At 61.1% G+C, this 12,876-nt stretch carries 9 protein-coding genes and 1 riboswitch; of the genes, 7 read left to right on the plus strand and 2 right to left on the minus strand.

Annotation, left to right across the window (positions count from 1 at the left end; translation table 11 throughout):
- Positions 1-7: 7 nt before the first annotated feature.
- The 7 genes from ACOYW0_RS14295 (at position 8) to ACOYW0_RS14325 (ending at position 9,658) form a co-directional block, all read left to right on the plus strand.
- Positions 8-3,085 (plus strand): hybrid sensor histidine kinase/response regulator, encoded by a 3,078-nt coding sequence (locus ACOYW0_RS14295; RefSeq protein WP_482414535.1) that lies wholly within the window; start codon positions 8-10, stop codon positions 3,083-3,085.
- A gap of 40 nt (positions 3,086-3,125) precedes the next feature.
- Positions 3,126-4,805 carry a chemotaxis protein CheW gene (locus tag ACOYW0_RS14300; protein ID WP_482414536.1) on the plus strand — a complete coding sequence of 560 codons (1,680 nt, stop codon included), beginning with the start codon at positions 3,126-3,128 and terminating at the stop codon, positions 4,803-4,805.
- A 47-nt stretch (positions 4,806-4,852) separates the two neighbouring features.
- A complete protein-coding gene (locus ACOYW0_RS14305; RefSeq protein ID WP_482414537.1) occupies positions 4,853-5,380 on the plus strand; it encodes a chemotaxis protein CheW in 528 nt (175 codons plus the stop codon).
- Positions 5,358-6,644, plus strand: a complete 1,287-nt coding sequence (locus ACOYW0_RS14310; protein WP_482414538.1) for a M16 family metallopeptidase — start codon at positions 5,358-5,360, stop codon at positions 6,642-6,644. The genes ACOYW0_RS14305 and ACOYW0_RS14310 overlap by 23 nt, the downstream gene beginning before the upstream one ends.
- An 83-nt stretch (positions 6,645-6,727) precedes the next feature.
- Complete coding sequence (locus tag ACOYW0_RS14315; RefSeq protein WP_180137367.1) at positions 6,728-6,883, plus strand: hypothetical protein; 156 nt, start codon at positions 6,728-6,730, stop codon at positions 6,881-6,883.
- A gap of 95 nt (positions 6,884-6,978) precedes the next feature.
- Positions 6,979-7,344, plus strand: coding sequence for a response regulator transcription factor (locus ACOYW0_RS14320; RefSeq protein ID WP_482414539.1), 366 nt, complete (start codon positions 6,979-6,981; stop codon positions 7,342-7,344).
- Between the two features lie 94 nt (positions 7,345-7,438).
- Positions 7,439-9,658, plus strand: coding sequence for a methyl-accepting chemotaxis protein (locus ACOYW0_RS14325; protein WP_482414540.1), 2,220 nt, complete (start codon positions 7,439-7,441; stop codon positions 9,656-9,658).
- Positions 9,659-9,940: 282 nt separating this feature from the next.
- Here the strand turns inward: ACOYW0_RS14325 and ACOYW0_RS14330 are convergent, their stop codons facing one another.
- Positions 9,941-10,999: an HAD family hydrolase gene (locus ACOYW0_RS14330; RefSeq protein ID WP_482414541.1), complete on the minus strand. Its 1,059-nt coding sequence runs from the start codon at positions 10,997-10,999 to the stop codon at positions 9,941-9,943.
- Between the two features lie 209 nt (positions 11,000-11,208).
- Positions 11,209-11,289: riboswitch (cyclic di-GMP riboswitch) on the minus strand.
- 354 nt (positions 11,290-11,643) lie between these two features.
- Positions 11,644-12,639, minus strand: coding sequence for an ABC transporter substrate-binding protein (locus tag ACOYW0_RS14335; protein ID WP_482414542.1), 996 nt, complete (start codon positions 12,637-12,639; stop codon positions 11,644-11,646).
- Positions 12,640-12,876: the final 237 nt, after the last annotated feature.

Consider the following 12,876-nt stretch of genomic DNA (forward strand, 5'->3'; position numbering starts at 1 on the left):
TCGTATCGTGGGATCTCAAAACAGCAGCATTGTCAATGGATTTATTGATGAAGTGACAACTTACATTCCGTTGCTTCGCCGCGGAATCGAGGCGCTGTCCGCCGAGCCCCGCCGTGTGGAGGAGGTTCAGGAACTCCACCGGTTGGTCCATATCATCCACGGGGCGGCGTCCCTTGTGGGACTTGTGGGCCTGAGCCATGCGGCCGCGCCCGTGGAAGAGGCACTGGAGGAGGCCATGGAAGGGGCCTTGCCGGTGGATGCCCCTTTCCTCGACGCCATGGCAGAAGCCGTGGACCACTTTGACGCCTTTGCCCTGGGACGGATTACGGACCGTGCCCATGAGACCTCCATGGTGGCCCGATCGGTGGCGGTGTTCAGGCGCCTCCGGGGGTTGCCCGAAACAGGGGACAAAGAGGCCGTGGCCTTGTTTCTGGAAGAACTCGGCGAAGACCCCGGCCCCGGGGACGTCTCTGTCCCCGGGGTTGGGGTGCCGGAGCCTGATCAGGAGCCCACCCTGTGCGTTGAAGGGGATGACGAGGCCGAGCTTCTCCTGGGCGATGTCCCTTCGGGTGCCGAGGGCCTTGAAGGGATGCCCATGCCCGAGGACGACGACGTGGCGTCGGTGGATCCCTTTCTCTTTGATGCCCCTCCGGTGTGTCCCGCTCCCTTTCCCGAACAGGAACCGGACGGTTCGCCGGGGGTTCTGCCGGAGAGCGGCGACGCCCCCAGCGGGGTGGCCCCGGAGATCCTCGCCGTGTTCAACGACGAGGTGGAAGAGCACGTGGAGTCCATCAACCGGAACCTGGAGGCCTTAGAGGCGCAGGTGGCGGAACCCATGATCATGGGGGCGGACGAAAAAGAGAAGATTCGCCAGGTCCGCCGGGCCGTGCACACCATCAAAGGGGCCTCAAGCCTTGTGGGCATGACCGGGCTGCCTGCCTGGGCGCACCGGGTGGAAGACCTTTTGGACTGGCTCTACGATGAGGCCGAAGAGATCACGCCCGAGGCCGTGGCCGTGCTGTTGAGGGCAACGGACATCATGGCTCTTTTCCTGGCCGACCCGTCCCGGGTGACCGACCACGAAATGTCCGCTCTTGAAACCGATTTTTCCCGCATCCGCGGCGCCTCCCCCGGGGCACCTGCCCCTGGGGAGGGGGATGGGCCCCACGGTGAGCCCGGAGAGAGCGTGGGGATCTTTGACGCCCTGTCCGTTGAGGATGAGGCAGCCATGGACCGGGAGGCTGCAGGCGCACCGGGCCCCGCATTGTCGGGGACCTTTCGCGTGGGCATGGAAAAGCTCGACGACCTGGTCAACCTCGCCTCCGAACAGATCATTGCCTTGAGCGCCTTTGACCGGAAACTCGACGCCTTCATGGGGACGGTCTCCGAGCTGGACCTGTCCCGGGCACGCCTGCGGGAGACCTCCCGCAGCCTGCAGGTGGGCTACGAGGTCAAGGCCATCGCAAAACCGGGTGCGGCCCTGGCCGAGGCCGGTGACGGGGATCCCTTCGGCGACTTCGACAGCCTGGAGCTGGACCGCTACTCCGAATTCAACCTCATGCTCCGGGATCTGGCCGAATCCGCGGTGGACATCGGGGAGATCTACAGCGTCATGCAGACCCTTCACAGCGACTTCGAAGGGTACGTCACCCGGCAGCGCGTCCTGCTGAGCGAGCTCCAGGGAAAGTTGATGCACATCCGCATGGCCCCCATGTCCGTGATCACGACCCGGATGCGGCGGGCGGTGCGGGAGGTGGCCGACAGGCTGGCAAAACAGGTGCGTCTGACCATCCGCGGAGAGGGCATCGAGCTGGACCGTGTGATCTGGGAAAAACTGGCCGACCCCCTGCTCCATATCCTTCGCAACGCCGTGGATCACGGTATTGAAGACCCGGAATCACGCCGTAAGGCGGGCAAACCCGACACCGGTATCATCGCGGTATCCGCCTCCCGGGAGGGGAACCAGGTGCTGATCCGGATCCGGGATGACGGGGCCGGGTTGAACCTTGCGGCCATCCGCCGTAGAGCAGAATCCATGGCCGGTGTGGATGCCGCATCTTTGAGCGACGAGGAGCTGGTCTCCCTGGTCTTTGCCCCCGGGTTCAGCACCCGGGGCGAGGTGACGGAGATCTCCGGCCGCGGGGTGGGCATGGATGTGGTGAAAACCAATATCGAAGAGCTCAAAGGCTCGGTGCGCATCTCTTCCCCCGGTCCGGGACAGGGCACGGTGCTTCTGGTGCGTATTCCTCTGACCCTTGCCGTCACCCGAGCTGTGCTGTGTACGGCGGCGGGTCGCACCTTTGCCGTTCCTTTGAACGAGATCAGCGACATGCTGAGGGTCTACCCGGAAAACATGGTGCGCGAGCCCATGGAGTCGGTTCGGGTGGATGATGAGGTCTTTCCGCTCTATCGTCTCTCCCGGGTCCTGGGCATGGCCGACGACACGGCGAGTCGCGAGGGCGTGGGAGACCGGCCCCTTGTGCTCAAGATCGAGTCCCCCGAGAGGACGGCGGCCCTGGCCGTGGACAGCCTCGTGGGGCAGCAGGAGATTGTTATCAAGAGCCTCGGCAGCCACCTGCAATACGTCAAGGGGATCTCCGGGGCCACGGTGATGGGGGACGGGAGCCTGGTTCCCATCCTCAACGTCCGGGAGCTGCTGGACGGTGAGTTGGGTGACGCCCGACCTGCTGCACCGGTGACGGACTCCGAGGCCGACACGCCCCTGGAGGTCCTCATTGTGGATGATTCCGTCAGCGTCCGCCAGGTGGTGGCACGGCTCCTGGAAAGCCGGGGCTGGAAAACCACCTTTGCCAGGGACGGGGTGGAGGCCCTGGAGACACTCTCTTTCCTTACCCCCGATGTGATTGTCCTGGACGTGGAGATGCCCAGGATGAACGGGTACGAATTTTTGAGCGCAAGGCGGTCCCACCCGTCCTGCCGCACGGTTCCGGTGGTCATGCTCACCTCTCGGTCAACGGCCAAGTACCGGGAAAAGGCAAGGGCCTTAGGGGCCGACGGGTACGTTGTGAAGCCTTTCGACAACCGGCAGTTTCTCAACCTGATTGAACGGCTGGCCATGCGGTGAATGGGCACGGCCCACCCTCATGACCCGGAAAGGGGACCAGATGCATACCTATTTATCGTTTACTGTGGGGCCCCTGACCCTGGGCGTGGACATGGGCTCTGTTGCCTCCGTGGAACAGGGCCGCCCGGAGCATGGCGGCAGGCAGGCTACCGTACAGATGGGATCGGTTGCCTTTCAAGGGGAGACTGTGCCCCTGTACAGCGCGTCCCTGCTCCTGGGGGCGGCCGGTTTTCACCATGGCGACACCTCCGGTGCCAAAACCGTGATCCTTCGCCTGGAAGACGGGGCGGTGGCCCTGTCCGTGGACGGGGTGGGCAAGGTGCTGGAAGGCGCTGATAAGGATATGGCGGAGATGCCTCCGGTGTTTAACGGCCCGGCAAAGGACCTCTTCCCGGAGGCCCTGCACGGACCGGATGGCTGGGTTCCCCTGATTCGCCCGGAAGCCGTGGGCAGGGCGGCTGTTTCCCGAAGCCGGATCCCGGTGACAGACGATCTTTCGGCTTTCGACATCGAACCGGCGGTGGAAGCCTTTGATGCCTTTGATGCCTTTGAGGCCGAAGAACTTCTTGTTCCAAATATCGAGCTTGCGGTGGAAGCGTGTGAAGCCCCTGAGGCCGAAGAACTTCTTGTTCCAAATATCGAGCTTGCGGTGGAAGCGTGTGAAGCCCCTGAGGCCGAAGAACTCCTTGTTCCAGATATCGAGCTTTCGGTGGAAGCGTGTGATGCTTCTGAGGCAGACGAACTCCTTGTTCCTGATATCGAGCTTTCGGTGGAATCGTTCGATGCCCCTGAGGCAGAAGAAGTTCTTGTTCCTGATATCGAGCTTTCAGTGGACGTGTGTGATGCCCCTGAATCGGAAGAACTTCTTGTTCCTGACATCGAGCTTGCGGTGGAAGCGTTCGATGCCTCGGAAGCGGAAGCATTTCTTGTTCCTGATATCGAGCTTGCGGTGGAATCGTTCGATGCCCCGGAAGCGGAAGAACGCCTTGTTCCTGATATCGGGCTTGCAGTGGAAGCATTTGATGCCCTTGAGGCCGAAGAACTCGCTGTTCCAGATATCGCGCTTTCGGTGGAAGCGTGTGATGCCCCGGAAGCCGAAGAACTTCTTGTTTCTGATATCGGGCTTGCGGTGGAAGCGTGTGATGCCCCGGAAGCCGAAGAACTTCTTGTTCCTGATATCGGGCTTGCGGTGGAAGCGTGTGATGCCCCTGAGGCCGAAGAACTCCTTGTTCCTGATATCGGGCTTGCGGTGGAAGCGTGTGATGCCCCGGAAGCCGAAGAACTCCCTGTTCCTGACATCGAGCTTGCGGTGGAAGCGTGTGATGCTTCTGAGGCCGAAGAACTCCTTGTTCCAGATATCGCGCTTTCGGTGGATGCGTGTGATGCCCTTGAGGCCGAAGAACTCTTTGTTCCTGACATCGAGCTTGAGGTGGAAGCGTTTGATGCCCCTGAAGCCGAAGAACTCCTTGTTCCTGATATCGAGCTTGCGGTGGAAGCGTGTGATGCCCCTGAGGCCGAAGAACTCCCTGTTCCTGATATCGGGCTTGCGGTGGAAGCACGCGAAACCCCTGTTACAGACGATGCCCTGGCTGAGGCCATCTCCCCCGCCCTGTTGGAAAAGGTGGTCCACCGTGTGGTCAAACGCATGATGGTTGAGGTGGTCTCAGAGCTGGCGGCCGATTCCGTGGCAGCTGATTATCCTGAGGACGAAGGTCTGTGAGAATCGTTGCGCGGTCATGCTGCGCACCATCGTAAAAAGAGAAAAACATGGACGTAAGAGAGTACAAATCCGCCTCATCGGGTTCCCTGATCCTGGCCCCGGCCGTTGGGGCTTTTGCCCAGGGGGAGCCGGTGTGGTTTCTGTTCGGCATCTCCCAGGTGGAGGATATTCTGGGATCCCTTGGGTTTTCCGAGGTGCCCTTTGCCCCGGCCTATGTCGGCGGCCTCGGGGACTGGCGGGGTTTGGCCCTGCCGGTTCTCTCCCTGGAGACCCTCCTGGGCTTTGCCCCCGATGAGGCCGGATACGGCGGCACGCGCATGCTGGTGGTGCGAAAGGCGGGCCTTTCAGGAGAACCTGAGAACTGGAAGCGGGCCCTTGTGCGCATCGCCCCCGGGGCAAGGCTCCTTGGCAGCGCTCCCCGTACCGAGCCCCTGTCTGCGGGGGCGTATCTGGAAGCATCCCTTCTTCCGGCGGTCAAGGGGATGTACCGATGGGAGGAGGGGCTCCTTGTGGTGCCCCATCTTGAACACATCCTGGGAGGGGAGTTGAGCGGTGTATTCAGCCACGACACTTGAAAACGGTATCCGCGTGGTCACCGAGTCCATGCCCGAGACGCGGTCTGTGTCCGTGGGGATCATGATCGATGTCGGACCCCGGGATGAGCCCGAAGGGTGTCACGGCCTGGCCCACCTGGCCGAGCACATGATGTTCCAGGGCACGGGAAGCCGCAGTGCCCGGGATATTGCCCTGATGATGGACGAGTCCGGCGGGCAGATGGGGGCCTTCACCACCCGGGATTACACCTGTTATTCGGCCACGGTCCTGGACGATTACACCACCTACGCCCTGGATCTCATGGGGGACATCCTTCTTAACTCGGTGTTTCCTGAAGAGGCTCTGGAGCGGGAGAAACACTCGATCCTCCGGGAGATCGACGGGGAGTCCGACATCCCCTCAAGCAGGGCCCACGACGCCCTGAAATCCCATGTCTGGGGCCGACATCCCCTGGGGCGCTCCGTGGCCGGTTCTCCGGAGGTGGTCCGGGGAATGACCCGGGAGGATTTGATCTATTTTGTCCACCGCTACTACCTTCCCGACCGCATGATCGTGGCGGCCGCTGGCAACCTTCACCACGGGGATTTTCTCTCCCAGGTGCGGGACGCCTTCTGGCGGATGATGGGGACCGGGGAGAAGACCCATAGCCTTAGCCCTTCGTTTGCTTCCGGGGTGGTGGTGGAGGACGTGCCTGTGTCCCAGGCTTACTTTGCCATCGGCATTGACTGCCTGCCCTACGGGGACGAGGGGCGCTACGGGGTGCACCTGCTCAACAGCATCATCGGCGGCGGATCGAGCTCCCGGCTCTATGCCCGGTTGAGGGAGGAACGGGGCCTGGTTTACCGCATCGGCTCGGAATACCACGCCTATGCCGACGGCGGTATGCTGGTCATCGAAGGGAGCACGGCCCCGGAGTATCTCATCCGGGTCCTGTGTCTTGTGCTGGTGGAGCTGTGGCAGCTTGCCGCAGGGGATGACCCCGTCTCCGAAGAGGAGCTGTGGAAGGCCCGCATGCAGCTGCGGGCCCAACACCTCATCGCCTCGGAGAATTCTTCGACCCGCATGAGCCGCCTGGCCACCCAGGCCTTTTATTTCGAGCGGTTTCTCTCCGGAGAGGAGATCCTATCGTCCATCGACGCGGTGGGGTGTGCGGAACTCAAGGAGACCGCAGGCAGCGGCCTTGCCAGGGCCCTGAAGCATGTGGCTGTCTCCGTGGTGGGCCCCGAAGGGCCCGAGACCTTTACCCGGCAAGGGATCGAGGATCTGCTGGCAGAGTTTGTCTGAAAAAGCCGGGCACATGGCGACGGCATGGCCGTAGGGCCAAGGGGCGTCGTCCATCAATCCATAGACCAAGAAGGAGTGCAATCATGACCATCGACAACGCCGTGAAGAAAAACTGGATCGACGTGCAGAAGAAACATGATGTTCCCGTCAACGCCATCGGGGTCAAGATCAACCCCAAGGACGAGAAGACGCTGAAGGTGTGGAAGGAAGAGGGCATCGATCAATTTGTGAAGCGGTAGGGCCGCAGGTACGGACGATGTGTCCGGGGCGCCCCGGTAAGCGGGGCGCCTGCACCGGCGCTGCATGGGTTTTTGAGTAATTCTGGAGTGAAACAATGGCGAAACATAAAATTCTGGTTGTCGAGGACAGCCCGACGAACATGATCCTTATGACCACCCCCCTGACCGAGGCGGGGTACGATGTCATCACGGCTGTGGATGGCGAAGAGGCCCTTGAAAAGGCCACCGGTGAGCACCCCGATCTCATTGTCCTGGACGTGATCCTGCCGAAGAAGAACGGGTTCCAGGTGTGCCGGCAGCTGAAAACGGCCCCGGACACCCAGGATATCAAGATCATCATGCTCACCAGCAAAACCCAGGACAGCGACCGGTTCTGGGGGACGAAGCAGGGTGCCGACGGGTACATGACCAAGCCCTTTGATAATGGTGAGTACCTGAATGCGGTCAAGGCGCTGCTCTGATCCATCGGGTTCGGTTTGAATCTCCCCTGGTTACGCGGGGTTTTTTCGACGGCCCGTCGTGCATGGGCCGTCGCCACGAGGAAGGAGTGGCGCATTGGAACGCATAAAATCGTTTTTTCAGAGCCTCAAGGTCGGCACCAAGCTGTCTTTTGGCATCGTATCGATGATCGTGTTGGTGATGGCGGTCCTGTTGACGACCATTATTAACTCTTACCGCGAAAACCTGATTGCCAACAGCCAAGAGCTGATGATTGCCTCGATCAAGAACGTGGGCCAGTCCACCGAGGCGGATATCTCGGCCACGGCGCAGATGGTGCGGACAACGGCCATCTCCCAGGCATCGGGGATGTTCGGAGACCGCGAAGGGACCATTGAGCAGATCAAGGCCGGCATGGAGGCTTTCCCCGGCTGCTTTGGTATTGCCATCAACTACGAACCCGACGCCGACGGCCAGGATGAGGCGTACCGCGGCGACACCGTGCATACGATCGACGGTCGGTTTCTCCCGTTTTATCACTGGAAAGACGGGCTCAAACGCGATGAGATCGTGCCCAGTAAGAGTATCCAGACCGCCAAGGGGTGGTACCAGGTGCCTAAGAAAAATGCCCTTGAGATGCTGCGGGGCCGAAACGTGACAGACCTGATGTACTACTCGGATGTCTACCTGACCCGAGGGGTTCCCACGGTCTCCATCGTCCATCCCATCATCCGGGACAGGGAGTTCAAAGGGGTGGTCTCCGTGGACATGTCCATGATCAATGCCCAGGCCGACCTGAAGCGGCTCAAGCCTTATGCCACGGCCCGACCCTTCCTCGTGGGCGAAAAGGGGACGATCCTGGCCGGGGAGCTCTTCGGACAGGCCAAGGTGGGCTCATCCGTTTACAAGGAGCCCGGCTACTCCGACGCATTTTTCCGGTTCTTCAAGGAGCACAAGGGCGGAATGCTTGAGGAGACACGGGCCTCGGACGGCAAAGAGATCTACTATGTGTTCTCCCTTCTTCCCACCACCGGCATGGTGGTGGGCCTGGCCGTTGAAAAAGAGGAGATCGTAGCCCCCATCAACGCCCTTATCGCCAAGATCTCCGTGGGCGCAGTGGTGGCTCTTATTCTCTGCCTGGCCGTTGTCTGGCTGGTGGCGCGGCGCATTGTCGTCAGGCCGGTCAACAACATCATGTCCCTTTTCAGTGAGATCGGTATCGGTAACTTTGACGCCCGTGCCGAGGTCATGAGCCGGGACGAACTCGGCATCATGGCCGAGAGTCTCAACGCCATGCTGGACAACACCCTCTCCCTGATCCAGAGCCGTGAAGAGCGTGACGCCATCCAGGGCAGCGTCATGAAGCTCCTTACCGAAATCAGCGGCCTCACCGAAGGGGACCTGACCGTGCGGGCGGAGGTGACCGAAGACATGACAGGCGCCATTGCCGACTCCTTTAACCTCATGGCCGAGCAGATCGGCCAGGTGGTCCGGGAGGTCAAGGCCGCAGCGGGCCGCGTGAACGACACCTCCGGCGAGGTTCATGAATCCACGGAAAAGCTGGCCCAAACCAGTACCTTCCAGGCCGAGCAGATCGCCTCGGCCATCGACGACATCCGAGGCATGGCAGACGCCATTCGCCAGGTTGCGGAACGGGCCGTGCATTCGGCCTCGGTATCGGAGCAGTCCACGGCAAGCGCCCGTGAAGGGGCCGACGCGGTGAGCAAGACCAACGCCTCCATGTCAGCTATCCGGGAGAACGTCCAGGAGACAGCCCGGGCCATTAAGCGCCTCGGGGAGAGCTCCCAGGAGATCGGCAACATCGTGCAGATCATCGGTGACATCGCCGACAGGACCTCGATCCTGGCTTTGAACGCCTCCATCCAGGCAGCCATGGCAGGGGACGCGGGCCGGGGCTTTGCCGTGGTCGCCGAAGAGGTCCAGCGCCTCGCGGAGCGTTCCACCAACTCCACCAAGCAGATCGACACCCTGGTAAAGAACATCCAGGGGGAGATCACCGAGGCCGGTGCCAGTATGGACGCCAGTATCCAGAGGGTTGTTGAGGGCTCAAAGCGAGCCGACGACGCCCACGCCAAGCTGGAGGAGATCCGGGAGGTATCCGGCGAGCTCGCCGAACTCATCGGCGGCATCTCCCGTACGTCCGAGGACCAGGCCAGGGAGTCGGAGAAGATCACGCAATCCATGGAAGCCATCGGGACCATCAGCTCCGACACCTCGGAGGCCAGTCTTGCAACCGCCGCCCGCATGGACGAGATGGAGGAGACGGCACTTGCCATGATCAGCTCCATCGCGGCCTTTAAGGTGGACGCGGCGTAAGAAAGGCTGCTCGACCTTATTGATTGATCGTGGGCATCTACCCGTTTTTTTCCCCCCCGGGGTGATGCCATCACGTGAAAAACCCCCTGAAGCAAAATGCTTCAGGGGGTTTTTTCATGGGAGAGGCTCCGCCCCGGGTCTTGCTCAAGGTGGGGCGGAGCGGGGAGCCGGCACCTGGATGAAAGGCACCATCGGGGGGGCATGCCGTGTGGGGACGGCATGGGGTATGGTGCCCGGAAAAGGTGCTCGGTTCCCCGAAAAAAAGCCTAAATGGTCATGTTGTTAAATGCCGATGTCGTCGGGGCGGACCATGAGCCAGCGCTTGTTGGCGGAGGGGTACTGCCAGGCCTCCTGCTGCTGCCGGGCGCGGAGGGTTCGGGCCGCCTGGGTGGCTTCCCAGAGGTCTTCCCTGCGGTTGACCCAGAGCTTAATGCCCCCGAACTCTTCGGCCTTGAAGAGCATGGGGTGATCGTTGGGGGAAGCCCCGGCCGCTAAAATGGGGCGGTTTACCGGGTGGATATAGTCCTCGATGGCCCAGACCTTGCCGGAGGTGATGGTGTAAGGGCTCCACAGGGTGGGGGTAAGCTCCATGGTCATGTGCCGCGCTTTGGGGTAGCTCTCATCCAGAAAATGACCTCTCTGGATCTGCAGGCGGGCCGTGGTGATGTTGCCGGTGGCACGGTCCTTGAGCAGGGTGCTGACGCCGATGACGTTTTCGGGTTTGATGTTGAGCCCGTACCGGGGGTCGCAGGCCACCATGCGCACCAGCTCTTCCAGGGCGGAGGAGATCAGGAAGACCTCGATGTCGTTCTCCTGCATGGCGTTGATGAGTTCCCGCATGCCGGGGTAGATACGCGGGGCCTCCACCTCTATCTCGGTAAGCACGCCGCTTTGCCGGTACTTGGCGGGAATGGACGCGCCGTTCAGGGCGAAGAGATCGTCCACGTGGCCCTTGAGCTCTTCCAAGGTAAACCCGGAAAAGATCCGGGCGAGCCAGGGAGACCCCACCTTGGGGTCGATCTCGAAAAGCCGTCGGGCATAAGAGGTGAGGGTGTCTCCCGGAAGCAGGGGGACGATTTCAAGGGCGGGATCCATGGACTCCGGGGTCATGAGTCCCTTGTTTTCCAGGTAGGCCAGCAGGGATGCGTCCAGGTTCCGGTACCAGAGGGTGTTGTCGCAGGCAAAGACAGCAAATTTGTCCTGAAAGGCGTTGCGTTCGATGAGACGGATCAGCTTGTGGCGTTGAGCCCCGGGCCAGTGGGTCAGCTCTGCGGCTTGGGCCGTGCAGGTCAGGGCGATGAGGCTCACTGCAACAAGGGCGACCTTGCGAAACCATGTCATGTCTGCTTTTTCTCCTTGCCATCTTGCGGTTGACAAAAAAACGGATCAGGGGCGGTTCAGCCATCCTGACTGCATGTGTTTCCTGCGGGGGTGAAAAAGCAAACCGGGTGCTTGGGCCAGTGTGGCGGGAGGGGGGTGGGAAGGGCTCCATGGAGCGGTCGCACGGGTGACGGCACTTGGGCTGCGAAGGCGGCCATCGGGCGTCATCCATGGGCAACCCGGCTGTCTTCGTTTGGGGAAGACCCGTGGCTTTCCGTCCCTGCTTCACAACAGGTTTGGCTTTTTCCAGCGTCTTCCCCGACAAGTTGGGCGTCGAGGGCGCTCGGGAAAAAAGTATGTATGAACCGAGAGGTATCCTGGGATTTTTAAAACCAGGAAACATAAGATGTTATCAGGCACACTGTTCCGTGTCCTAGTTAGATATAAACCATACGAGTGAACTCCTGGTCAACGCTTGTTTTTCTTTTTAAACAAAAAAATAAGGCAGTAAGTAAAATGGGCTTTTTATAGAAATCAGTAAATGGAGGGTGGGGGTGTGTAATGCACTGATATGCAGAGGGTTTGTTGTTCAGGTGATGGCGGGCGCTTTGGGGGGGGCGGGGCAGGGCCCTGCCCCCGGCAGGTCGGTTGCATGCTTCCTATTTTCAGTTCAGGAAGCGGTCTGTACAGGCTGTAGATAAATCGGGGACCGTCTGGACCTTGCCCTGGGCCTTTAAAAAAGCGGCGGTGTCCGAGAGGCTGCCTACGATGGAGGCGTCCAGGGAGAGGGCGTAGGTGTGGCGGGCCATGGCCGACTGCATCACCTCCCGGGGAAGCCCCGTGGCCCGGGCCATGATTTCGGCTGTCTCCTCAGGGTGGGCCTGCACAAAGGCCTCGGCGGTCTTGAGGGCCTTTATGAACGCAAAGGTGTCGGCCCGGCGATTGGCAAGGAACTCCTTTTGGGCCAGGAGCATGATGGGGTAGCGGTTGCCAAGGCCGCCGAAGGTCATAAGCTCCCTTCCCCCCTTGAGCTCTCCCATGGAGGGGGTGGGCTCACTGGCGGCAAAGGCATCGATGGAGCCTGCGGCCAGGGCCTCGGGCAGGGTGGAGGGCGACAGGTCCGTTACGGTGATGGTCCCGGCCGGGATCCCGGCAGCACTTAAAGCCGCAAGAAATCCCCCGTAGGTGGAGGTCCCTTTTTTGATGCCCACGCGCTTGCCCGAGAGATCGGCCAGGGTGGTGTAGGGTGAGTCCTTGCGGACGATGAGGCGGTGGCGATGCTCCCCGGTGCAGTGGCTGGCGATGATGGTGAGGTTCTCGGAACGGGAGGCGCTGATGATGGCCGTGGTGTCTCCCATGGTGCCGAAGTCTGCGGAGCCGGAGTAGAGGGCCTCGGCACAGGCCGGGCCGTTGTTGAAGCGAAGGGGTGTCACGTCAAGGCCCTCATCGGCGAAAAAACCTTTTTCCACCGCAATGACGGGCAGGGCGCTGCCGATGCGGTTCTGGAAGGCAAAACGGATGGGCTCTGGGGCCGTCTCCGGTTTCTGGGTGCAGGCGGCAAAGGTGACCGACAGGCCAAGGACCAGGGCGGTAAACAGGAGAGGGATAGGGCCTCGATGGCGCGGTGCGGTGTGGCCTGGGAAAAGAGCTGTGAATTTCATGTGTATGGTTCCTTAACGATGGTTAACGTGAGTTCAAAAAGAAAAAAATGCCTCCGGCGGCCCTGCCGGGGGCCAAACTTTTGAAAAGTTTGCCAAACAGGTTTTTTGGGTGCCCCTCCAGCCCTCCTGAGATAGTGCGGTTAAATCGATAACGAATAAGTGGGGACAGCCTATCCTGTCACGTCGCAGTGTGTAGATAGGCCGCACAAACCATCAGCGTTTATGTCGGGCGTAGCC

Source organism: Desulfoluna sp. HI9BLuna, from assembly GCF_056829775.1.